18 protein-coding genes are annotated in these 23,451 nt (G+C 43.1%); 7 read left to right on the top strand and 11 right to left on the bottom strand.

Going from position 1 to position 23,451, the window contains the following annotated elements; all coding sequences use genetic code 11:
• Nucleotides 1-3 precede the first annotated feature (3 nt).
• The 8 genes from zwf to Q0R88_RS22610 form a co-directional block, all read right to left on the bottom strand.
• On the bottom strand, nucleotides 4-1,521 hold the full coding sequence (gene zwf, locus Q0R88_RS22575; RefSeq protein WP_295720683.1) for a glucose-6-phosphate dehydrogenase: 1,518 nt from the start codon (nucleotides 1,519-1,521) through the stop codon (nucleotides 4-6).
• A 25-nt stretch (nucleotides 1,522-1,546) separates the two neighbouring features.
• Complete coding sequence (gene gndA, locus Q0R88_RS22580) at nucleotides 1,547-2,971, bottom strand: NADP-dependent phosphogluconate dehydrogenase (protein ID WP_295720684.1); 1,425 nt, start codon at nucleotides 2,969-2,971, stop codon at nucleotides 1,547-1,549.
• Entirely contained in the window at nucleotides 2,968-3,597 is a 630-nt protein-coding gene (locus Q0R88_RS22585) for an HAD-IA family hydrolase (RefSeq protein ID WP_295720685.1), read from the bottom strand. The genes gndA and Q0R88_RS22585 overlap by 4 nt, the downstream gene beginning before the upstream one ends.
• Before the next feature lie 10 nt (nucleotides 3,598-3,607).
• Nucleotides 3,608-4,699 carry a transaldolase gene (tal, locus tag Q0R88_RS22590; protein ID WP_295720686.1) on the bottom strand — a complete coding sequence of 364 codons (1,092 nt, stop codon included), beginning with the start codon at nucleotides 4,697-4,699 and terminating at the stop codon, nucleotides 3,608-3,610.
• A 190-nt stretch (nucleotides 4,700-4,889) separates the two neighbouring features.
• On the bottom strand, nucleotides 4,890-5,597 hold the full coding sequence (gene rpiA / locus Q0R88_RS22595; RefSeq protein WP_295720687.1) for a ribose 5-phosphate isomerase A: 708 nt from the start codon (nucleotides 5,595-5,597) through the stop codon (nucleotides 4,890-4,892).
• Between the two features lie 116 nt (nucleotides 5,598-5,713).
• Nucleotides 5,714-7,717: a transketolase gene (gene tkt / locus Q0R88_RS22600; RefSeq protein ID WP_295720688.1), complete on the bottom strand. Its 2,004-nt coding sequence runs from the start codon at nucleotides 7,715-7,717 to the stop codon at nucleotides 5,714-5,716.
• Between the two features lie 20 nt (nucleotides 7,718-7,737).
• A complete protein-coding gene (locus Q0R88_RS22605) occupies nucleotides 7,738-8,493 on the bottom strand; it encodes an ROK family protein (protein ID WP_295720689.1) in 756 nt (251 codons plus the stop codon).
• A gap of 294 nt (nucleotides 8,494-8,787) precedes the next feature.
• Entirely contained in the window at nucleotides 8,788-11,169 is a 2,382-nt protein-coding gene (locus Q0R88_RS22610) for an alpha-L-rhamnosidase C-terminal domain-containing protein (protein ID WP_295720690.1), read from the bottom strand.
• A 147-nt stretch (nucleotides 11,170-11,316) separates the two neighbouring features.
• Here Q0R88_RS22610 and Q0R88_RS22615 point away from each other — a divergent pair, with 147 nt between their 5' ends.
• Together Q0R88_RS22615 and Q0R88_RS22620 are read left to right on the top strand one after the other, a co-directional pair.
• Nucleotides 11,317-13,725, top strand: coding sequence for a DUF2339 domain-containing protein (locus Q0R88_RS22615; RefSeq protein WP_295720691.1), 2,409 nt, complete (start codon nucleotides 11,317-11,319; stop codon nucleotides 13,723-13,725).
• Nucleotides 13,697-14,932: a DUF3999 family protein gene (locus tag Q0R88_RS22620; protein ID WP_295720692.1), complete on the top strand. Its 1,236-nt coding sequence runs from the start codon at nucleotides 13,697-13,699 to the stop codon at nucleotides 14,930-14,932. Before Q0R88_RS22615 ends, Q0R88_RS22620 begins: the two co-directional genes overlap by 29 nt.
• A 185-nt stretch (nucleotides 14,933-15,117) precedes the next feature.
• Here the strand turns inward: Q0R88_RS22620 and Q0R88_RS22625 are convergent, their stop codons facing one another.
• Nucleotides 15,118-16,029 (bottom strand): TIGR01777 family oxidoreductase, encoded by a 912-nt coding sequence (locus tag Q0R88_RS22625; RefSeq protein ID WP_295720781.1) that lies wholly within the window; start codon nucleotides 16,027-16,029, stop codon nucleotides 15,118-15,120.
• A gap of 21 nt (nucleotides 16,030-16,050) precedes the next feature.
• Entirely contained in the window at nucleotides 16,051-16,869 is an 819-nt protein-coding gene (locus Q0R88_RS22630; RefSeq protein WP_295720693.1) for a DUF393 domain-containing protein, read from the bottom strand.
• 164 nt (nucleotides 16,870-17,033) lie between these two features.
• Here Q0R88_RS22630 and Q0R88_RS22635 point away from each other — a divergent pair, with 164 nt between their 5' ends.
• The 5 genes from Q0R88_RS22635 to Q0R88_RS22655 all read left to right on the top strand — a co-directional run bounded on the left by Q0R88_RS22635 (nucleotide 17,034) and on the right by Q0R88_RS22655 (nucleotide 21,875).
• Nucleotides 17,034-17,639: a hypothetical protein gene (locus Q0R88_RS22635; RefSeq protein WP_295720694.1), complete on the top strand. Its 606-nt coding sequence runs from the start codon at nucleotides 17,034-17,036 to the stop codon at nucleotides 17,637-17,639.
• Nucleotides 17,636-17,935: a transcriptional regulator gene (locus tag Q0R88_RS22640; RefSeq protein WP_295720695.1), complete on the top strand. Its 300-nt coding sequence runs from the start codon at nucleotides 17,636-17,638 to the stop codon at nucleotides 17,933-17,935. Before Q0R88_RS22635 ends, Q0R88_RS22640 begins: the two co-directional genes overlap by 4 nt.
• A 544-nt stretch (nucleotides 17,936-18,479) precedes the next feature.
• A complete protein-coding gene (locus Q0R88_RS22645) occupies nucleotides 18,480-19,892 on the top strand; it encodes an RtcB family protein (protein ID WP_295720696.1) in 1,413 nt (470 codons plus the stop codon).
• Between the two features lie 7 nt (nucleotides 19,893-19,899).
• Nucleotides 19,900-20,514, top strand: coding sequence for a peptide chain release factor H (gene prfH / locus Q0R88_RS22650; protein ID WP_295720697.1), 615 nt, complete (start codon nucleotides 19,900-19,902; stop codon nucleotides 20,512-20,514).
• Between the two features lie 83 nt (nucleotides 20,515-20,597).
• A complete protein-coding gene (locus Q0R88_RS22655; protein ID WP_295720698.1) occupies nucleotides 20,598-21,875 on the top strand; it encodes an outer membrane beta-barrel protein in 1,278 nt (425 codons plus the stop codon).
• Here Q0R88_RS22655 and Q0R88_RS22660 read toward each other — a convergent pair whose 3' ends face one another.
• Complete coding sequence (locus Q0R88_RS22660; RefSeq protein WP_295720699.1) at nucleotides 21,876-23,420, bottom strand: carboxylesterase family protein; 1,545 nt, start codon at nucleotides 23,418-23,420, stop codon at nucleotides 21,876-21,878.
• Between the last annotated feature and the right edge of the window lie 31 nt (nucleotides 23,421-23,451).

Consider the following 23,451-nt stretch of genomic DNA (forward strand, 5'->3'; position numbering starts at 1 on the left):
AATTTATTGCTTTTTACCGGCTACGGGTAACGTAAACCAATTAAAGCCGTCGCGTGCAATCAATGCTTCAGCGGCTTCTGGGCCCCATGAATCGGCAGAATAGTTAGGGAAATTCAGGCTCTTTTTATTTTGCCAGGTACTTAAAATAGGCATAACCAGCTCCCAAGCAACTTCTACCTGGTCGCCACGCATAAACAGCGTTTGATCGCCCATCATGGTATCCAATATCAGGGTTTCATAAGCTTCGGGTGCCTGATTGGTATAGGTGCCTTTATAGTCAAATACCATGTCAACAGCATTTAATACCATATCAATTCCCGGGCGCTTGGCCTGTACCTGCAAACGGATGCTCATTTCTGGCTGAATGCTGATAATGAGCCTGTTTTGCTGCCAGCTTTCGGCGGCCTCTGTAGGGAATATTAAATGCGGAACATCTTTAAACTGAATGGTAATAACTGATGAAGACTGGTGCATTCTTTTACCTGTACGTAAATAGAAAGGAACACCTTGCCAGCGCCAGTTATCAATAAAGAATTTTATAGCGGCAAAAGTTTCGGTGTTTGATTCAGGATTAACTTTTGGCTCCTCACGGTAACCGGAAACTTCTTTACCCCTCATCCATCCGCTGCCGTACTGACCCCTAACGGCCGAATTACGTACATCTTCTGGTGTAAATTTCCGCATGGCTTTTAATACATCAACCTTGCGGTCGCGTACTTCATCGGCGCTAAAGCTAACCGGTGGCTCCATAGCAATGTGGCAAAGCAATTGCAACAAGTGGTTCTGAATCATGTCCCTCATCGCGCCTGATCCATCGTAATAATCACCGCGTTCTTCAACACCCAATTGCTCGGTAACCGAGATTTGTACGTGCTCAATATAATTACGGTTCCACAGCGGCTCCATAATGGAGTTGGCAAAGCGGAATGCCATTATATTCTGAACGGTTTCTTTACCCAGGTAATGGTCGATACGGTAAATCTGGCACTCGTCAAAAATACTCTTCAATAACTGATTAAGTTCTTTTGCAGTTTCCAGGTCATGACCAAATGGTTTTTCGATGATGATCCTTACGCGTTTTTTATCTTCGGCCAGTTTAGCTTTTGATATGTTAGATGCGATGATAGGGAAAAAGTTTGGTGCTACCGCCAGGTAAAACAATACGTTGGCTTTAGTTTTCCACTCGGCATTGTGTTTTTCAATACGTTTGCCAAATTCCTTATAGGTTTCAAAATCGTTAGCATCTGATACCTGGTAGTAGATATTATTTACAAACTCGGCCCACTTTTTATCATCGGCTTTACCGGTGCGCGAAAACTGGTTGATATCGTTATGCAGGTTTTCCCTGAACTGCTCATCGGTTAATTTTGTACGACCGGTACCAATTATAGAAAATTGCTTAGGCATCCATCCATCTAAGAAAAGATTATAGAGTGCAGGGGCAATTTTACGGGAGTTTAAATCTCCGGTGCCGCCAAAAATAATGAATATAGTAGGGTCTGATTTTGTGCTTGAGCTCATTGTTATCAGCTTTAATAGTTTATAGTTAGTCTTCGGCTTTGGTCCACTGTGTATGGAAAGTCCCTTCTTTGCCTATCAACTCGTAAGTATGTGCGCCAAAATAATCGCGCTGGGCCTGTGTAAGGTTCGATGGCATTTTTTCGCTGCGGAAGGCATCAAAGTAGCTTAAAGCAGATGCGTATCCCGGAGCTGCAACACCCGCGGCAATAGTACCCGATAGTATTTTTCTGATACCCGGCAATGTTTCACTTACCAGTTTCTGCACGTCGCTATCCAGCAATAAGTGCGGCAATTGAGCATCCTTATTGTATGCGTTATAAATATCATTCAAAAACTCCGACCTGATGATACAGCCACCTCTCCATATCTTGGCAATCTCGCCCAAATGCAGATCGTATTTGTATTCTTCAGATGCTTTTGACAGCAAGTGCATGCCCTGCGCATAAGTAATGATAGAAGTAAAGTAGAATGCCTGTTCAAGAGCAACCAACAATTCTTCTTTATCACCGGCTAATTCAATATCGCCTCCGTATAAAGTGGAAGCTTTTTCGCGTAGTTGTTTGTATTTTGACAGATCGCGCATGGATACAGAAGTATCGATGGTTGGGATAGGGGTAACCAGGTCCATAGCCACTTGTGATGTCCATTTACCGGTACCTTTGGCTTTTGCCTCATCCTTAATATCATCCAGCAACAGGTGATCTGTTCCAGGTGCTTTATAGGCAAAAATATCTTTAGTAATATCCAACAGGAACGACTGTAAACGACCAGCGTTCCATTGCGCAAATATCTTTTGGATGGCGTCGTTATCCAGCTTCAAGCCTTTTCTAAGTATCTCATACGTTTCTGCAATTACCTGCATAATACCGTACTCGATACCGTTGTGTACCATTTTAACAAAGTGACCAGATGCACCAGGCCCAATGTAAGTTACACAAGGCGCTCCATCAACCTTAGCAGCAATGGCCTCAAATATTGGCTTCATTACGTTGTAGGCTTGTTTATCGCCACCCGGCATCATGCTTGGACCACGACGAGCGCCTTCCTCACCACCAGAAACACCCATACCGAAGAAATGCAGGCCAATAGCTTCCAGCTCTTCAACACGGCGATTGGTATCAGTAAAGTGAGAGTTACCGCCATCAATTAAAATATCGCCTTTCTCCAATAAAGGAGTAAGCTCCTCAATTACAGCATCCACAATTTTACCTGCAGGTACCAGCATCATGATGGCGCGTGGCGTGGTTAAGCTTTGAATAAATTCCTTTACATCGCCAAAGCCTTTAGCGGCTCTATCGCCGGCCTCATCATTTAATGATGATACCTTAGCGGCATCTTTATCATGCCCGGCTACGGCAAAACCGTGATCGGCCATATTGAGTAGTAAGCTACGGCCCATAACGCCTAAGCCTATCATGCCAAAAGCATATTTATCTGTTGTTGCGCTCATGTTGTTTTGAGGTTTTCTTTTTTTAGACCTTCTAATATTTTTTTGGTATTTTCAAAGCTGGTATGCTGAAATGAGCGGATACCCAGTTTTTGCGCTGTGGTAACAAACATCATTCTATCATCAAAATACACGCATTGCTGCGCCGATACCTGGGCAATACCCATAGCCAGCTGCCAGATGCCCGGATCAGGCTTGCGCATTTTTACTTCGCATGATGATACAAAGGCATCAAAACACTCATGCAGTTTAAATTTGCGCACCCGGTAATCGTTAAGCTCCTTACCTTCGTTATTTACAGAAATAATACGGAAGCCACAGTCCTTTTTCCACTCCTTTAGCCATTGCAGCATATTGGGCAGCTCAACCGAGGTAGAGTAAATAAAATCCTTAAAATCCTCACGAACAAAATCCCTCGGGTGATTAAACACCACCGTATCCAGGTATTCATCAAGCGAGATGCTGCCAATTTCATATACGTTAAATATAAAATTGTGCAAGGAGTTTACTTCATCACAATCAAGGTTAAACCTTTTGGCCGCTTCTTCACGGGCTTCATGCCCCCAACCGTTCGATAGCAAAATGCCACCTATATCGAAAAAGAGTATCTTCAGATCTGCAACTTCCATAGGTTAAGTTTTATTTGTTTTTCTGATCTTCAATAGCGTTCAAAAGCTTCTCGAATGGTTTGTTGAATTTTTCGATGCCTTCATCTTCCAGTTGTTGGGTAATAGCATCTAAATCAATACCTAAATCTTTCAGTTTTGCCAAAGTAGCGGTTGCTTCTTCTAAACCACCCTCTAAAGTGTTTGCAGCAATACCATGATCGCGGAAAGCGTCAACAGTTTCTAAAGGAACGGTATCAACAGTATCCGGACCAATCAGGGCCTCAACATATTTGGTATCTTTAAACGCAGGGTTCTTGCTGCCTGTGCTTGCCCATAGCAAACGCTGTGGTTTTGCGCCTTGTGCAGCCAGTTTTTGCCATCTTTCGGTGCTGAAAACTCTTTTATAAATTTCGTAAGCTTTTTTAGCAGATGCAATAGCAACCTCGCCAACTAAAGCAGTTTCGCCTTTTGCTTCCAATAGCGGATCAACAATAACATCAATACGGCTTAAAAAGAAGCTTGCTACCGATGCTATATGGCCAACTTTATGGCCTGCAGCTAAATGCTCCTCTAAGCCAGAAATATAAGCTTCGGTTACTTCTTCGTAGCGATCCAGGCCAAAAAGCAAGGTTACATTGATATTGATACCTTTTGCAATTGATTGCTGAATAGCCGCCAAACCCGGTTTTGTACCAGGGATTTTAATCATTACGTTTTCGCGGTCAACTTTTTTCCAAAGCTCTTCTGCTTGTTTGGCAGTACCTTCGGTATCTAATGCTAAAAATGGAGATACCTCAAGGCTAACGTAACCATCTTCGGCGTTAGACTCATCGTAAACACCTTTAAACAGGGCAGTAGCCTGTTGAATATCGCTTATAGCTAAACCAAAGAATAACTCTTCGTTGTTTGCTGCTGTTTTTGCAAGTTCCTTAATGTCTTTATCGTAATCAGCGCTGCTGGTTATGGCTTTCTCAAAAATTGCAGGGTTTGAGGTCACTCCTCTAACACCATCTTCTTCTATTAATTTTTTCAGCTTTCCGGATGCGATAATTTCGCGGTCGATAAAATCAAGCCAGATACTCTGTCCGAAATCATGTATCTGTTTTACATTATTAGTTGCCATATTGGTCGTTTTAAAATTTCAATTTTTAATATTTGTTCAGTAGTTAAACTCAGCAGCCTACAAAGTCCGTATGCTAAGTGGAATAATTTGTGTAAAGGTATTCGTTTGAATGACTATGTAAAGTTCTTAATTAATATTCTATGTTTTGTAAGTATAATATCATCGTTCTGCGATAGCGGCATAAAACAATTTAGCTGTTTGATGCTACCAGTATTTTCAAATCGTATCCTATAAAAAGTCCGCTTTCTATTACTCCGGTAATAGCTTTAATGTCCCTTTCCAGGCTATTGAGCACTTCATCAAAACGGCAATCCAAAACCAGGTTGTTGTTCTCCGAAATAATGGGCCCGTCTTTACCCTTGGCTGGCCGTATCACTATACTATTGGCTCCCAGCTTTTTTAACTCTGCCTCAACATGCAATAAAGCCTGCGGAAACACTTCAATAGGGATAGGAAAGTTAGTACCTATCTTATCCACTATTTTTGAGTCATCTACAATAATGTAATTAACGGGACTGGAGCTGATCAATAGCTTTTCTTTAAACATGGCGCCGCCGCGGCCTTTAATCAGGCTGTTATTGGGGTCAACCTCATCGGCGCCGTCAAACAACCAGTCGGGTTTGTTTTCAAATAAACTGGTGAGCGGGATGCCCAGCTTGCTGCAAAACATAGAGATCTCCAGCGAAGTAGGGATTGCCAGCACATTCAGCTTTTCAGTCCTGATCCTTTCGGCAATGGCCAGTAAAGCCATGTAAACCGTTGAGCCGGAACCCACGCCAAGTACATCGCCATCTTTTACCATACCGGCAATTTGCTGCGCTACCTTTTGCTTGCCACTGGCATTAATGATCTCTGATGACCAACTAAGGTTTTTTATTAAACTACTTTCCCAAATCATTTTTTCAGTATCAAGTAGTTAGTATCAAGTATCAAGATTTGATACGCTTGGATAAGAGCGAGTATCAAATATGCAAACGATGTCTTGCTACCTGATACTCGCTACTTGATACTAACCTATAATAGCGCTTTTGCTTTGTTAACTACATTCTCCACTGTAAAGCCAAAAAACTTATACAGGTCTTCTGCCGGGGCAGATTCACCAAAGGTGGTCATGCCTAACATATCGCCTTCGTCTGTAGTGTATTTATGCCAGCCCATTGGGGATGCCATTTCAACAGCCAAACGTTTTCTGTTTGCTTTAGGGAATACTTTTTCTTTGTAATCGGCATCCTGTTTCTCAAACAACTCCCATGATGGCATACTTACCACGCGGGTTGAAATTCCATCAGCCTCTAATTTAGCCTGGGCATCCATGATCAATGCAACTTCAGATCCTGTTGCCATTAATATCAAATCAGGGTTCTTGCTTGCTTCTGATAGTATGTAAGCGCCTTTTTCCAAATCAGATGCTTTACCGTATTTATCCTGATCAAGGATAGGTAAGCCCTGGCGGGTAAACACCAATACAACCGGGCCACCTTTGTGCTCAAGTGCAACGCGCCATGCATGCGCGGTTTCGTTGGCATCAGCCGGGCGGATAACCGTAATATTAGGGATTGAGCGTAATGACGCCAATTGTTCAATAGGCTGGTGGGTTGTACCATCCTCGCCTAAACCAATACTATCATGGGTGTAAACAAATATCGGGCTTATCTTCATAATGGCCGCCAAACGGATAGGAGGGCGCATGTATTCAGAGAACATTAAAAAGGTGGCACCAAAAGGAATAACCCCCTTTGTTAACGCCATACCATTCATTGCAGAACCCATGGCATGCTCACGGATACCGAAGTGGAAGTTACGGCCTGCCCTATTCTCGGAGGTGAAAGAATCAAATTCCTTCAAATTAGTTTCTGTTGATGGCGAAAGATCTGCCGCGCCACCTATCAGGTTTGGCAGGCTTGCCGCAACAGCGTTCAATACCTTACCAGATGCCTGGCGGGTAGCCATTTTAGGATCAGAGCCTTTAAATACAGGCAATTTATCTTTCCAGCCGGCTGGCAATTCGCCACTGCTGGCTAATTCGTATTCTGCAGCTAATTCAGGGAATTTAACTTTATAATCGGCAAATAGTTTATTCCATTTTTCTTCGCTGCCGGCACCTTTTGCGCCTTTTGCATGATAATATTCCAATACCTCATCTGGTACGTTGAATGATTTATCTGGATCAAAGCCGAAGAATTTTTTAACCAGCTTAATTTCATCCGGACCAAGCGGCGAACCGTGAGATCCTGCTGTACCCGATTTATTTGGACTACCATAAGCGATCAACGACCGTACGCGGATTAATGATGGTTTTTGTGTTTCAGATTTGGCATTAATTAAAGCAAGTTCCAAAGCGTGCGTATCGTTCACGTCGGCTACTTCCTGTACCTGCCAGCCGTATGAGCGGAAACGGGCGCTTACATCTTCGTTAAATGCAATATCTGTACTACCTTCAATAGAGATATGGTTATCATCATACAGGTAAATTAAGTTACCCAATTGTAAATGACCAGCTAATGAAGCCGCTTCAGACGTAACGCCTTCCATCATATCACCATCGCTGGTAATTGCGTAAATATTATAATTGAAAAGCTCGAAGCCCGGCTTGTTGTAACGTGCTGCTAAATGTTTCTGCGCAATGGCAAACCCTACACCATTTGCAAAACCCTGACCCAGAGGACCAGTAGTAACATCAATACCAGGAGCCAAACCATACTCGGGGTGACCGGCGGTTTTGCTGTGCAACTGGCGGAATTGCTTCATATCATCTAAACTCAAATCATAGCCTGTTAAATACAAAAAGCTGTATTGCAGGATACAAGCGTGCCCGGCCGAAAGGATGAACCTGTCGCGGTTTGCCCAATCAGGGTTTTTAGGATTGTAATTTAAAAACTTCGACCATAAAACGTGGCCCATAGGAGCAAGCGCCATCGCTGTACCAGGGTGACCCGAGTTTGCCTTTTGAACTGCATCTGCCGATAAGATCCTTACGGTATCTATTGCTAATTTTTCTATGTCCTGTGTGTTTTCCATTGTATTGTGGGTATTGTATATTACTCTGTTGGTGTTGATATTTCGCGTTTGGTTTTGCTTTCTACATCGTCGATCCATAACCTTGCACCGCCCTTGATGCCATCAGCGTTGGTTACTATCTTCATGTTTTTATCAAGCTTAAAAGTAAGCAGATCAGAGTTGCCGCCTCCAATGTATAAAGTATCGTAATTAAATACTGTTTTTAATATTTCAAAAACTTTCTGCATCCGCTTGTTCCATCTTTCTTTGCCATATTTTTCCAATGCCTTTTCACCTATATATTGATCATAGGTTTTATCGGTTTTAACGGGCAGGTGGGCCAGCTCAAAGTGAGGAAGTAAGTGACCATTCATTAATAAGGCAGTACCAAAACCGGTGCCCAGTGTTACTACCATCTCCAGGCCCTTGCCGTTTACTACACCCAGGCCCTGCATATCTGCATCATTTACTACCTGGGTTGGCTTACCTAATGCATCACTTATTTTTTTGGTAAGGTCAACATCGGCCCATAGTTTGGTATTGAGATTTGGGGCTGTTTTTATAACCCCATTTTTTACATAGCCGGGGAAACCAACCGAAATTTTATCGTAGGCCGGGAAGTTCTTCACCAATGTTTTGATGGCCTTGATCAAATTATCAGGACTTGCCGGGGCTGGGGTCGGGACCTTATCATAATCCATTTTCAGCTCACCCTTTTTATTTAAGATAGTGGCTTTAATGTGTGAGCCACCGATATCGATTGAAAGAATTTTTACCTGTGATGTAGTTTTTTTCATAAATATTGATTTTAGCGAGCTGGCAAACCTGCGGCTGAGCAGGGTGGTTTAATAATTGTAGCGCGTAAATATCACATTTTTAATAATATCAGATTGTTAAATATTCAATTAGCGCAAGTGTAACTAATACAATAAGCAATCAACATTACAGGGGTAAAGTTAGTGTTGCTTTTTACTTTTCAAACAGAAAACCAAAGTTTTTTTACTCAAAAATGGCAAAAATGATACAAAATGCGCTTTTTGTTAGGACTTTCCCGATAAAATATGATTTACACCATGCTTTTTAAGTGGTTTTTATACAATTACCTTGTTTTTACCTGAATTAATCGCATAATTTTGGCCTTTCCATATAAAAACTCCAGATGTGCCTTGGGGCAGGGTAATCTCTATATTCCATTTACCCTTTTCAAGCTTATATTCTACCATTACTTTTCCATTTGGATGCGGTATTTCTCCGCTGATATTTTTAAGCTCGCCCAAATGCGGCTCTATTTTTATTTTGCTGAAACCGGGCGCGTAGCTGTCTATCCCTAAAATGGTACGGTAAAATTCAATATTGGGGCTGGCTCCCCAGGCATGGCAGTCTGATCGGTTATGTTCCAGGTCAGAGATCTCGGCCCAGGTAGTGAGGCCCATTTTAATGTTCTTGCGCCATATATCCAACCATTTTAAATAATCATTGCCAAAGCCACCTTTTATTAAAGCCTGGTGCAGGTAATATTTAAAGTAGATGGTGCACTGGGTAAGCGAACTATCGGCCATGAGTTTTTTACTCAACGCTATCTCATCATCCCCGGATACCATTCCGGTTAACACCGCCAGCGAATTGGTGTGCTGTGAAAACAACTGTTGATCCTCAGTATCTGAATATAGCTGCTTATCGGCTATCCAATACTTTTTTTGGATGGTAGCTTTTAGCTGGGCCGCTTTATTGGCATACATATCGGCAAAAAAAGGCACACCCATTTTGGCTTCCATTGCTGCCGCCTGCTGGTATGCCCACATCAACTGCAGATCTAACAGGGCCGAGCTTCCGTTGAAGCTTTTGGGGGCCATGCCAAAATCCCATCCTTTACTGTTCACCCAATCGGCAAATGTCCAATAGGGGGTGTCCTTTAGTGAGCCATCTGCCTGTTGGTATTTGCCAAAAAATGCCAGCACATCCTGCACACCCTGTAATTTATCTTTAACAAAAGCGCTATCGGGCCGGTACATCCAGTAATCATGCAACATACCTATATACCATAAAGAAAATGTTGAAATAATTTGAGGCGAGAACGACGGATGCCGGCTCAGGGTTATACCCTCGGCCACACGCGAGTGATCCATCTGGTTAATGGCATTGCGTACCAGGCGGTCGTCGCCACTGTTGTAAAACGATACAAGGGCTTGTATCCTGCTATCGCCCACATATTGCAATTGTTCATAATAGGGGCAATCTGTATAAGTTTCACCGGCGCAGAGGCGGGCGGTTCGCCAGCCAATTTCCAGCATCTTTTGCATTTCGGGCGTGGCCTGCAGTTTGGCATTTAACTCAAAGGGGTAGCCGGTGAATGTGCCATAAATATCGTCAATAACCAAAGGCTCATCCCCGGTTTTAATTTTTAGCTGTATGTAGCGGTAGGTACGCCAGGTAAGGCTATTGAATGATTGATTGGCTGAGCCGTTTGAAACGATGCTATCCCTGCGGCCCGAGAATATTTTCCCCTCCACATCATCCCGGTTACTTTTTACAAGCCCTTGCGGGCCTTTCAAATTGGTGAACAGCGCTTCGGCATAACTTAAACCGATCCCTGCGTTTTTGCCCTTGCTAAAGTTAAGTGATATAAAAGCATTGGTTAAAAAAGTTTGATCAAGCAATAGGGTAGCGGTTGTATTAGCCGGGATGGTTAGCGCCGTTTTTGCTGCCGGGAAAGCTTGCGGAACTTTTATACCCTCAGCCTTACGCAGTACCGCAATGCGCTGGGTTTTTAATTCCATTGGCGGTATGGATGATGGCACCAACATCCAGCCGAAAGCGTTTACCGTTCCCTTAGGATTGCCATTATCAATCTTAACAGCGTTTTTCCAGCTGCTATCATCAAATTTAACAGCGTTCCAGTTATCGATGCTCAAATTCATATCTAACCGCTCACCCGGTCCGGCTACATAGTAAGTACCGTAACCCACACCCACAATGGGCTTGTAGGCTGTGTTACGGATACACCTCCAGCTTTTATCCGTATTGATCAAAGCTTCGGCTTCCGTATCGCCCTGCATAATAAAGCCTGTTTGGATGGAGATCTGTGCTTCGGGGCGGTAGTCACCATCGTTCCAAACCACGGCGGATATATTGTTGTTGCCTGCTTTAAGGTAGGGGGCAAGGTCAACAGTTTCGTAATTCCAGTAATAGGTATCGCCGCGGGCGGGCCCTAATGATACCAGCGTTTGGTTAACATATAGTTTATACCGGTTATCGGCAGATACATGAATGATGAACGAATTGGGCTTGTCTTTTAAATCGATATTCTTTCTGAAATAATAAACACCATAATCTTTTGTCGACTCTGTGGGTACTGTAACCCAAAACGCCTTCCATGGCCCCTTTAAAAGTTTTGGATTGGGAGATTGGCCATAGCTAATAAATGCCGCTGATATAAATACGATCAACAGCATGAGCTTTAAAATTGCTTTCATTAAAAAGATGGGTTTATTATTGGTTAAAACGGCTTATCCGCTAAATTACAATTAAAGTTAAAATGATGTGGCTTGCCCCCATAATTATTAATAAATGCTTATTATTTCATAAATCCGCTATCTTTAGTTTTTGCTAAACATAATGTTATGGATGTTTTTACCGTATTTCTGTGTTTGCTGATTGTTGTATTAGTGATAAACAACAAAGGCAGCGTTAACCGTCATATTGAAGCACTGGAGCTCCAAATACTGGAGTTAAAGCGCATGATAGAACATTTAAGGGTATCGCGACCAGCAGACGAAGCACCTAAACGCGAGGAAGCACCCAAGCCTGTTATAAAAGAAATTCCGCAGGTAAAACCGCCGGCAGAGCCCGTTGCCCCGCCGCGACCACCGGCCCCGTTAGAGATAAAACCACATCCGGAAACCGTTAAGCCAATCGAAGTTGAAAAACAGCCCGAAGTTATTGGCGATAGTTTATCAACCATTCGCCGCCCGGTTAAAACCACAGATCTTTATCCCCCAAAAGCAAAAGAGCCGTCGCCGTCATTTTTTGAAAGTCACCCGGACTTGGAGAAATTCATCGGCGAAAACCTCATCAATAAAATCGGCATCGCTATACTGGTGCTTGCCATAGGTTATTTTGTAAAATTCGCCATTGATAGCGGCTGGGTTGGCCCTGCCGGTCGTGTTGGCATTGGTATTGCCTGCGGTGCTATATTAATAGGTATTGCTCACTGGCTGCGTAACAGCTATAAAGCTTTCAGCTCGGTATTAGCAGGCGGTGGTTTAGCGGTATTTTATTTCACCATAACGCTGGCCTTTCACCAGTTTAACCTGTTTAGCCAAACCACATCGTTTATTATCCTTATTGTAATTACCATTTTCGCGGTGCTGCTTTCTTTGTTGTATGACAGGCAGGAGCTTGCGGTTATTGCTTTGGTGGGCGGTTTTGCGAGTCCGTTTATGGTAAGTACAGGCAAGGCTAATTATGATGCTTTATTTATTTACCTGCTGATACTGAACACCGGCCTTTTAATAATTGCCTATTACAAAGCGTGGCGCGTGCTTAATATTGTATCCTTCGGGTTTACCGTAATTGTATTTGCTGGGGTACTGTATACGCTCACTGCGCCAACCTATCATTATGGCTTTATTTACGCCAGCATATTTTATGTGCTTTACTTTGCCATTAATGTGGCCAATAATGTAAAAGAGAACAAAAAGTTCATCAGCTCTGATTTTAGCATATTGCTTATTAATACCTCCCTGTATTTTGCCGCGGGCTTATACCTGCTTACCATGATGCATGCCGAAGCGTTCCGCGGTTTATTTTGTGTGAGTCTGGCAGTGGTGAACCTCGTATTATCATATATCCTGTTCCGCAACCGCAAGGTGGATACCAATATTTTGTACCTGCTTATAGGTATCACTTTAACCTTTATTTCGCTGGCCGCACCTATCCAGCTGCACGGAAATAGCATTACGCTTTTCTGGGCTACTGAAACTGTGTTGCTCTACTGGCTGTACCTGCGTTCGTCCATTAAGCTCATGAAGCTTACCTCGCTTATATTATGGGTGGCCATGCTGCTGAGTTTATTTATGGATTGGTATCAGTTGTATGCCAATCATACTATTACTCTAACCATTATTGCCAACAAGGGCTTTATTACCACTTTTGTCGCGGCTATAAGCTCATCCTTGCTTTCGGTATTGGTAGGGCGGGATGAATCAAAAGAAGTTTATGGCCTGGGCACCAATAAGCAGCTGTTTAGTATAGCCGGTTTGGCGCTGCTATTTTTAAGCGGATTATTTGAGATCAATCACCAGTTTTTAAACCGCTATCCGGATACTACTTTAAATATTTTATACATGATGCTGTATATCCCGGCATTTGTGTATGGCTATTACCTGGTATCAATAAAAGCACCGGCCCTAAAGTTCAATCACTACATCCGCATGGGTATACTACTCACCTGTATCACAGTTTACCTTACCTTCATGCCCGATTTTTTTGAACTGCTAACGGGTATGCTCAGCACCAACAAGCCACCATCCAATCATTTTGCGGCCCATTGGCTAAGCGCCGCCTTCATAGCATTGTTGTTTTACCGCACCATCCGGCTATTCCAAACCTCGCTTGATGATGGGATGAAAGCCCTGTTCACCTGGATATTGAGCGCGGGCGTTGTCACCTTTTTAAGTTTAGAGGTATGCCTGCTCAGCAACATTTTGTTTTACGGCAAATTGCATTCTATTGAGCAGATAGAAACCGTTTATATCAAAACCGGCTTGCCTATTTTGTGGGGGTTACTATCCTTCGCGCTGATGTGGCTGGGGATGCACTATAAAATGCGCACCATGCGTATTGTATCCTTAAGCCTGTTCTCGCTTACCTTATTAAAATTATTTTTGTTTGATATTGTTGATATCCCGCAGGCGGGTAAAATAGCGGCTTTCTTTTGCCTGGGTGTTTTGCTGCTTATTATATCGTTCATGTACCAAAAGGTTAAAAAAATTATTGTTGATGATGAAGCTAAGAACAAGGAAGCGTAACGTAGCATTAACCGCTCTTTTTTGCGGGTTGATGCTATCGGCATCGGCACAAAAGAATTTTAAATATAGAGCAAGCTTGCAAAAGGTGGATACTACCGGCTTTTACCGCATTAGCCTGCAACCCGCTTTTGTGGCGAAAGCCATGCCGGATAAGGCCGACATCAGGATTGCCGATGCCAAAGGCAATTTTATACCTTTTATAGAAGCCGGTAGTTTGCCGCAAAAAGATCAGAAAAGTTTTGTTGTTTTTAGTACGATAGATGCCCGCCTCCCAACAGATACCGGGACCACCTATACCGTTGAAAACAAAACCGGCCTGCCGCTCGACCGCCTTTGGATAAGGCTACAGAATACAGCTGTACAGCGCAAAGTAAACCTTATGGGCAGCGATGACCTTAAACAGTGGTTTGCCATACAGGAGGAGATCCTCCTGCAGGAAGCGGTGCAGAACAGCGAGGGTACCTATATGCAATCGCTGTCCTTCCCGGCCAGCAGCTACCGTTATTTGAAAATTTTGGTTGATGATAAAAGGAAAGCACCCATTAAGTTTTTACAGGCAGGCATCTATACAGAATATGCCAAAACACTGGCTTACTCCCCCATACCCGGCCTTCAGTTTACCCGTGCCGATAGTAACAAAACTACTTTTATCGCCATTAAGTTAAATGATAATTACCAGGTAAATAAGCTGCATTTAAACATCACATCGCCCAAATACTTTAAACGCAATATTACCATTTACCAGGTAACCGGCAATTATAAAGAAGCCGTAATTGAAGCTGAACTAAACTCCGCCAAAAACAACGACCTGCTATTTTCTGCAAAGGCCAAAGAATTATTATTGCAGATTGGCAATGGCGACAACCAGCCTTTAACCATCAGCGGCATTAACGCCTACCAGGCTGATGAGTACATTATCAGCTACCTGGATAATAAGCAGAATTACCACCTGCTCGGCGGCGATTCAACCGCCCAGGCCCCCGAGTACGATCTAAAATTTTTTGCTGATAGTATTAAGGATAATATCCCAACCGTAGCCCATGAGGCGGTTATTAAAAATAATTTGCCCCCGGCCGAAAAAGCCAAAGCAGGCAAGGATTATACGCTGTTTATATGGATAGCCATTGTAGTATCATTGGGCTTGTTGCTGCTCCTCACTTTAAAAATGACGAAAGAAGTGGGTAAGAAAACGGGGGTAGATAAATGAATGGATTAAAAGATTTTTAAAGGTTTGTCATCCTGAGGCACGAAGGATCTATTCGCAGACTGTACAGGGCGAAAAAGCATGGCGAATAACAGATCCTTCACTATCGTTCAGGATGACAAAAGTTTTTTTAACCAGTACGTGAACATATCCTTCGCTATTACTCAGGATGACAACAAAAAAGCCTTTCACCCCTTTATACTCAAAATATCATGTATCGCATACTCCGCCTTTGGGTACTCAAAAGCAAAACCGGCATCCAGTAAGCGTTGAGGTTTTACCCAGCGGCTTTTCAATATCAGCTCCGGCTCGGTACCAATAACCAGGGCGCCAATCTCAAGTAGCCATTGTGATGCAGGCAAACCAAAGGGCATGCCGTAAGCTTTGCGGATAATGCGCATAAAATCTGCATTCTTTTCTCCCTCCGGAGCGGTACAATTATAGATGCCCTCCATATCGGGATGATCTAACAAGTATTGGGTACTGCGGGCTACGTCATGCTCATGTATCCATGCCAGGTATTGCCTGCCATCGCCCTGTTTACCGCCCATACCCATTTTTACCAGGTTAAGCAGGCGCGGGAAAACGCTATCGCTGCGACCGAGCACTATGCCCATGCGCAGCGCAATTTTGCGGGTGTGCGGGGTTTCGCTTTTATAAAATGCGTTTTCCCATTGGTTACAAACATCAATACTGAAACCATAGCCTATTTCGCCGGTTGCCTCATCCTGCGGATGGTCTTCGGCATGGCGGTAAATGGTGGCAGATGTAACGTTGATCCAAAGCTTTGGCGGGTCGGTCATTTTATGGATCACATCGCCCAATAATTTGGTAGGCACCACCCTTGATGCAATGATAGCGGCTTTGTTCTTTTTAGTATAGCGGCAGTTTACGTTTTTGCCACATAAGTTAATCAGCATATCGGCATGGGTGAGCTGTACTGTCCATCCGTTTGCGGTTTTGCCGTCCCAAACCACTGTGCGGATGTTGTCAATAGCGGGGACTTGTTTGCGGGCAAGAATGATCACCTCATCGGCGAGGTCTTTATAGTACTTCGCCAGCACGGTACCCAGGTAACCGTTCCCCCCGGCGAGTACAATTTTTTATATAATTTCATGATTTCAGTTTAAGATCAACACTAATAAAACAATGCGGTAGCTTACCCAGGTAATGGTCATTACCCAACCCAGGCCAAGCAGTTTTGTTCTGCGGATATGCTCCAGGAACATCAGCCCGGCAATGCCCATAAAGCACAAGGTATAAACAAACGGGACTAATGTAAACCAATGACTTATGGCCAAGGGAATGAGCAGCAATAAACTACCTGCAAAAGAGATGGTCATCATATTACCAAGATAGGTCCAGATTTTTTCCCTGGCATAGGTGCTAATCACCAAAGCCTGGAAAATTATTTGCCCGCCGCAGATGATGTATTCCCGGTAGGCATTACCCAAAGGAACCATTCCTACTAATAATTGGGCATACCTGGTTAATATAAACCCGGTGCAAAACCAGGTAAACAATAGGAATGCTATGCGATAGTGCACCTTAAAAGTGGGCTGATAAGCAAAAGCGGCATCTTCCTTTGTTGGCGGAATGATCACCCGCCTGTTGTAAGAGATGAAAGCGTAAACCTTGCTCATGAACCAAACAAAAGGTTTGAAAGCGAATAGGGGAGTAAACAGCGGCCAGGCATTACCCAGGATTTTAAAAAGGCTTTTGATGCCGTAGGTAACTTCACCGCTTTTCATATCCAGCAACGCTATTTCATTAACAGCGCGCTGGCGATCATAAACAGGGCAGATATTTTGGGGTATGGTTTGGTAAGCTTCGCGACCGTTATTATCCAGCATGCCGGTTTTAACAAAGGCATTAGTATACATACTGCACATGGGGCATTCCGCATCAAAAAGTACCACATGATTTTTAAGCGTTTTCATTGTATATGAGTTTGTTGTTGTGTTACTACAAGACAAATATACAGTTTATTTTAAACTTTCAATAAATACTGAAAATATAATTACACTCTGTTGTGATTAAAAACTTTCCCAGTCCTTTGCAATTATAAAAGATATACGTAACTTTGAAAAACAAAGTGCTTTTAATGAAAGATCAAGACATTCATGCCGAATTAAGTTCCATCCGCAACCTGATGGAACGCTCAGCCAAATTTATTTCACTTAGTGGCCTTTCGGGAGTAATGGCCGGCATTTACGCCTTTATAGGGGCAGGCATCGGCTATGAAATACTTACCAATGAAAGCAACGGCATTTTACTTAAAGATATCGATGTAGTCTCACAATTAGTTATTGTAGCCTTTGCTGTATTAGTACTGTCCATAGGTACCTGCATCTGGTTATCTGCCAGGAACGCCAAAAAGAACGGGCAGCCATTTTGGAATACGGGCAGCAAGCGCTTACTCATCAATATGGCTATCCCGCTCATTAGCGGCGGCCTGTTCACTTTTATATTGATTTACCGCGGGTATTATGGTATCGTTGCCCCGGCGACCCTTATTTTTTATGGACTTGCGCTGGTTGCTGGCAGCCATTACACTTATTCGGGTGTAAAGGGATTGGGGATATTGGAGATTTTATTAGGTTTGCTGTGTGCATTAATGCCGGGCTATGGTTTAATATTCTGGACTGTTGGTTTTGGTTTGCTCCACATTATATATGGTACCATAATGCATTTTAAATTCAATAAGTGAAGATCTCGTTAGAACAATTTGATAAAGCCTTTGAAAACCGCATTCGCCTGCAAATCATGAGCGTATTGGTTGCCAATGAAAGCTATGATTTTAATTCGCTTAAAGATCTGCTTGATGTTACAGATGGCAACCTGGCATCCCATTTAAAAGCATTGGAGAAAGAAGAATATATCCAGGTGCAAAAAAGCTTTATTGGCCGCAAACCAAATACCAAATATCTTGCTTCTGAGAACGGCCGCGCTGCTTTCAAGCTTCATTTAAAAGCCCTTGAAAACTTAATAAAACAGCAGAAATAGGCGGTTTCTAAATCAGGGACATCGCTTTTAAAATTCACGCTGGCATTTCATTAATCTTAAAAAGCGGACGTCGTGCCGAATTTATTTCGGCATCCCACAGGATATTCATGCCTGCCAAGTCTGCGACTTGTATACTGCCAACCTATCCTGTGGTTACCTGCGTGTGGGATGCCGAAATAAATTCGGCACGACGCTGTTTTCAATTTTAAAACGATTCCCTGCCTGTTTCTAAATCAAATCTTGTTTCTTTTAAAAAATTTCCCATCTTTGTACCAATTCCTTAATTGTTAACCCTTTAATTATTAGGAATCATGACACAGAGTATCTCCAACACATCCCTTTAGTTCAACTGCCTTTTTAAGGCGGACAAGTTTTCTATTGTTTTTTTGAAACTGTTTGAATCGATCGTTTGATCGGATCACAACCTTGTTCGTTCCTGAGTTTTTCCTGGCCTGCTTTGAACTATCCCACAAAGGGTATATCCGCACCGCGGATGAATTGAAAACCACAACAGATCAAAGAAAAGATTAAAACGTAAAGTCCGATGGACATCCAAATGGGCATTTTAACAACAAAAGAATTAGATAAAATAGGCTACACCGATGACAGGCTGAAAAGCCTCGCCATCAACACTGTAGCTAAATACTATAAGCATAGCGATAAAGCTGATGTCATCACATTATTAACGGATGTGCGGAATAATCCGGCAACATATATAAGCAACACTAACCTGCAGAAAATAGCTGGGGCATTTATAAAGGCTGTTCCCGCGCCGGATGGAAATACATTTAAGCTAATGGGAGAACCCACACCGCTAAAAATTTATGGTGTGGATGAAATTGAGGCAGCGGCCAAAAAACAAATACAACTTGCCTTATCATTACCCATAAGCATCCAGGGTGCTTTAATGCCCGATGCGCATAGCGGCTATGGTCTGCCTATTGGTGGTGTACTGGCTACCCGCAATGCGGTAATACCTTACGGCGTAGGAATGGATATTGGCTGCAGCATGGCTTTAACCATTATTGATGCAGATGAAAAATTCATCAAACGATATGAACATCAAATAAAACAGTCGTTAGGCAAATGGACACATTTTGGCATGGAGGGGGAGCTAACTGTGCCGCAAGATCATGAGGTGCTGGATAGTCCCTTGTTTGGCGAAACTCATCTGCTTAAAAAACTGCACGGAAAAGCAGTGCAGCAATTAGGTACATCGGGAGGGGGCAACCATTTTGTGGAATTTGGAACGATAGAACTGATGGAACATAACGCAAAGGGCTTACCGGCTAAAACTTACCTGGCTTTATTGTCGCACTCGGGCAGTCGTGGCCTGGGCGCTAATATCGCACGCTATTATACCCAGGTAGCGATGAATACCTGTAAGCTCCCCCGCGAAGCACAGCCTTTGGCCTGGCTCGATCTGGATACCGAAGCAGGGCAGGAGTACTGGCTTAGCATGACCCTCGCCGGCGATTATGCCAAAGCCTGTCATGATCGCATCCATATCAACCTACTAAAGGCATTGGGATTAAAAGCATTGGTAAGGATAAAGAACCACCACAATTTTGCATGGAAAGACAAGCTTGCAGATGATACCGAAGCAATCATCCACCGCAAAGGAGCCACACCCGCGCATGTTGGCGAATTAGGCATTATTCCAGGAAGTATGGCAACACCCGCTTATTTGGTAATGGGCAAAGGCAGTACAGATGCATTAAACTCCGCGTCGCATGGCGCAGGGCGGGCTATGAGCAGGCAGGACGCAAAGGCAAGCACCACCAAATCAGCCATGAAAAAAATGCTGGCTGATGCCGGCGTGACCCTTCTAGATGGCAGCATTGAGGAAAATCCTTCTGCCTATAAGGATATTGAAACGGTAATGAAAGCCCAGGCAGAACTGGTTGAAATACATGGCAAATTTTTGCCTCGTATTGTACGCATGAATAAAGAATAAAAGAAAAATGAAAAAACTAATTATACAAATAACAGCAGGCAAAGGCCCACTGGAATGTTGCCGGGTAGTTGCCAAAGTACAGGAGCTAATGCTGAAACAGGCATTCCCTGCAGGTATCACCCTAAACCTTATCGATAATAAAAAAGCCGAGCTGGATGGCACCCTGCTATCATCAACTTTGTTATTGCAGGGCGATGATCTGGATGCTTTTATCAAAGAATGGAACGGCACCATACAATGGATAGCGCAAAGCCCTTACCGTAAATTTCATAAGCGTAAAAACTGGTTTGTTGGCGTCGGTGTATTTACTGTTGCCGAAAAGGTTGCCTTTAATCCCAATGATGTAAGATTTGAAACCATGCGCGCATCTGGCCCGGGAGGGCAAAATGTAAATAAAGTAGAAACCGCGGTACGGGGCACACATATCCCAACCGGCATCCAGGTACTGGCAATGGATAGCCGGTCGCAGTTGCAAAACAAAAAACTCTGTATGGAAAGGATGGAAGCAAAGTTGATGGCAATGCAAGCAGAAAAACAAATTGCACAACTTGAAAGCCAATGGATAGCACACCATTTGTTGGCGCGCGGCAATGCGATAAAAACAATCAGGCAGAAACTATAAATAACTATTATTAAATATTTTATAAAAAAAATCAACAATAATGTATTTTCACTGGCATAGTAAAACAACTTATCCCTTATCAAATGAAATATTTTTACCTTTTCTTATCCTTCTTCTTTTTTTATACCGCCGCCATTGCGCAAACAAATTACAAAGCTGGTTTTATAATTACTGCCAAAGGCGAAACCATCAATGGATATATTAACTATAAAGACTGGATCTATAATCCGTCGAGCGTGGGTTTTAAACCCACACTTAATGACAAGGTTCAGAATTTTAAGCCCACGAACCTGCGTTTTTTTGAGGTTTCTGGATTTGAAGCATACCAGTCGGCCCATGTATCTGTAAGCATGGGAAGAACAGAGCTGCAAACCATGAAGAGCGAAATTGATAGTACTACCGTAATTGAGGATGTTTTTTTAAAGCAACTGCGCAAAGGCGATAACGTATCCCTGTTCTCACTGGCCGATGAAGTAAAAACACGTTACTATATCATCGATAATAAAAGCACGGAACCAGCCCAGGAACTCTCGTACCAGCCCTACTACGATCCTAAAACGGCGACAATGAAATCAAAAAACGGCTATAGCATGCAGCTTATTGAACTGGCAAAAAAATACAGGCCCGAAAACTTTGATGTAACCGACAATATTGTTCATGCAAAATATACCCAGAAGGCGCTTGATAAAATTATTGCCGAACTAAATAACCAGGATCCGGCTAAAAGCACCGCCGCATTAAGCACTCAGCCAGCTGTTCGTCCTTTTGCCGGCGTTGGCATCAACATAAGCAACTTCAATTATGTTACGACGCCGGGCATCGGAACTACCCGAAGCACTAAAACATCTTATTTACCTAAAATAAGCATTGGTATTGATGCGCCATTTAACCCAAATGTTGGCAGCCTGCTTTTCAGAACGGAGCTTAGTTTTACGGCGGCAAAAGGCGAGATCACCGTTGTTGACCCATCTCCAACGGCTGTTAGCACCAAAGTTTTAAAGCTCGATCAACAAACTGTTTCATTAAGGCCACAACTCATTTACAATTTTTATAATGCCGATAACTTTAAGTTTTACCTGGGCGCTGGTATAAATATCAATTATTCGCATTACCCGGAAACCAGTAACAAAACTACAGTGAAGAATGATGTACCTACATTAAGCTATACCGCCGAAGATAAATACCAATCGGCCACTAACTTATGGTTCCAGCTTGCACCAAAAGCAGGTATCAATATTGGCCGCAAATGGGATATCAATATTAACTACTTTTTACCGGCCAACCTGCCAAATATCAGCCAGGTTCCTGAGATCAGGATAAAAGGTTTTGATTTTGGCATCAATTACTATTGGGGTAAATAATTATTTGCCGCTCATTTGATTAACCATAAAATCCAAAGCTGCTTTATCGGGCAATGATTGAGCCGCCGGCTTTTCGCCCAATATCATCACCTGGTTATCGCTTGTATTATAAGCAGGCCAAACAGGCAATCCCTTTCCATTGGGATTGCCTGTTTTTGCAAAGTTTGCCCAGTAAGTTGATATCGTAGTGGCCAGCTCCTGGTCGACCGGTTCCCAGGGGCGATTCAGAAACTTAAGGTTATTATACGCATAAGCAACTTCGCCGGTATGGAACGCGCCGTATTTTACAAAATCGGCTGTAGCGGGCAGGCGACGGGTAAATCGGTAAAGATAAACTTTCGCTTTGCCCTTAGTGCTTTGTACGTTGGCCCAAGTATAATTCTGTATGCCAAAAATCTGATCGCGGTTAATATTTATCTGTGATCTTTCTGCTTCCGCATCTGTACCGGCGGGAAAGTGTTTCAAAAATACAGGCGCTTTATCACCATATTGACCGGCTACCTCTTTTTTATAATCTTCGGCGTTTTTAAGTTTACCAACAAAGGCGTCGTCCTCGTTCCACCCTGTTAACAGGGGAACATGGTTCTCTTTATTATCTGCAAAAATCTGAGCTATTGCAGCCGGCAAAACATAGCCATCAATAATTGGCCTGCTCTGCGATTTATTAACCAATTCGGCCGCAGGTTTGCTTCGCATTTCGGCGATGGAATTAGCCCCTAATGATTTGGCTACCTTAACACCGTCATCTTCTGCTTTTTGCAATGTTGTGCCACCAAACGGTCCTGCTATAAAACTCGCTCCACTTTCGGCAATAGCCTTTTGGAACAAGCCTTTACCCAAAGGCGATGCCACCAAACAGTTCACACTCATTGATCCTGCAGATTGCCCCGCTATAGTAACATTATCGGGGTCGCCGCCAAAGTTTTTTATATTTTGCTTTACCCATTTCAGAGCTGCCAGCTGATCCATCAAGCCATAATTACCTGACGCGTTATGGCCCGATTCTTTCGTCAATTCCGGATGCGAGTAAAAACCGAAGATGCCAACCCGGTAGTTGATCACAACAAAAACAACCCCTTTTTTGGCTGTTGCCTCGCCATCATAAATGGGTACTGCCGCTCCTCCTGATCCAAAACCTCCACCATATATATAAACCAGTACCGCTTTTTTCTCTGCAGATGACGTGGCGTTAGTCCAAACATTCAGGTACAGGCAATCTTCGCTAATGGGTTCGTAAGGAATTAAAAATTCGCGGGTATAAACACCAAACTCATTGGGTTTTCCCTGCATCGGGCTGGCCGAAAATGCATTACATTTTTTTATTCCTTCCCAGGGCTTCACCGGCTGTGGCTCTTTCCATCGTAAATCACCAACAGGCGGCGCGGCAAAAGGGATTCCTTTAAATATATGAACGTTGCCATCCGCATTTACACTGCCCGATATTAGCCCGGCATTGGTTTTTACAACATCCAGACTATTCCCTTGTGCATACAATGATGAACAAGAAATAAATATCGACAAAATCAATAGAGAGTAAATTTTCATATAGATAATATTTATACAGTGCTATAACATT

Origin of the sequence: Mucilaginibacter sp., from assembly GCF_025362475.1 — a bacterium.
Lineage (GTDB): Bacteria > Bacteroidota > Bacteroidia > Sphingobacteriales > Sphingobacteriaceae > Mucilaginibacter.

Excerpts from the sequence above, each read along its gene's own strand:
- zwf (WP_295720683.1), bottom strand. The coding sequence starts at position 1,521 with ATGAGCTCAAGCACAAAATCAGACCCTACTATATTCATTATTTTTGGC.
- gndA (WP_295720684.1), bottom strand. The coding sequence starts at position 2,971 with ATGAGCGCAACAACAGATAAATATGCTTTTGGCATGATAGGCTTAGGC.
- Q0R88_RS22585 (WP_295720685.1), bottom strand. The coding sequence starts at position 3,597 with ATGGAAGTTGCAGATCTGAAGATACTCTTTTTCGATATAGGTGGCATT.
- tal (WP_295720686.1), bottom strand. The coding sequence starts at position 4,699 with ATGGCAACTAATAATGTAAAACAGATACATGATTTCGGACAGAGTATC.
- rpiA (WP_295720687.1), bottom strand. The coding sequence starts at position 5,597 with ATGATTTGGGAAAGTAGTTTAATAAAAAACCTTAGTTGGTCATCAGAG.
- tkt (WP_295720688.1), bottom strand. The coding sequence starts at position 7,717 with ATGGAAAACACACAGGACATAGAAAAATTAGCAATAGATACCGTAAGG.
- Q0R88_RS22605 (WP_295720689.1), bottom strand. The coding sequence starts at position 8,493 with ATGAAAAAAACTACATCACAGGTAAAAATTCTTTCAATCGATATCGGT.
- Q0R88_RS22610 (WP_295720690.1), bottom strand. The coding sequence starts at position 11,169 with ATGAAAGCAATTTTAAAGCTCATGCTGTTGATCGTATTTATATCAGCG.
- Q0R88_RS22615 (WP_295720691.1), top strand. The coding sequence starts at position 11,317 with ATGGATGTTTTTACCGTATTTCTGTGTTTGCTGATTGTTGTATTAGTG.
- Q0R88_RS22620 (WP_295720692.1), top strand. The coding sequence starts at position 13,697 with ATGATGAAGCTAAGAACAAGGAAGCGTAACGTAGCATTAACCGCTCTT.
- Q0R88_RS22630 (WP_295720693.1), bottom strand. The coding sequence starts at position 16,869 with ATGAAAACGCTTAAAAATCATGTGGTACTTTTTGATGCGGAATGCCCC.
- Q0R88_RS22635 (WP_295720694.1), top strand. The coding sequence starts at position 17,034 with ATGAAAGATCAAGACATTCATGCCGAATTAAGTTCCATCCGCAACCTG.
- Q0R88_RS22645 (WP_295720696.1), top strand. The coding sequence starts at position 18,480 with ATGGACATCCAAATGGGCATTTTAACAACAAAAGAATTAGATAAAATA.
- prfH (WP_295720697.1), top strand. The coding sequence starts at position 19,900 with ATGAAAAAACTAATTATACAAATAACAGCAGGCAAAGGCCCACTGGAA.
- Q0R88_RS22655 (WP_295720698.1), top strand. The coding sequence starts at position 20,598 with ATGAAATATTTTTACCTTTTCTTATCCTTCTTCTTTTTTTATACCGCC.
- Q0R88_RS22660 (WP_295720699.1), bottom strand. The coding sequence starts at position 23,420 with ATGAAAATTTACTCTCTATTGATTTTGTCGATATTTATTTCTTGTTCA.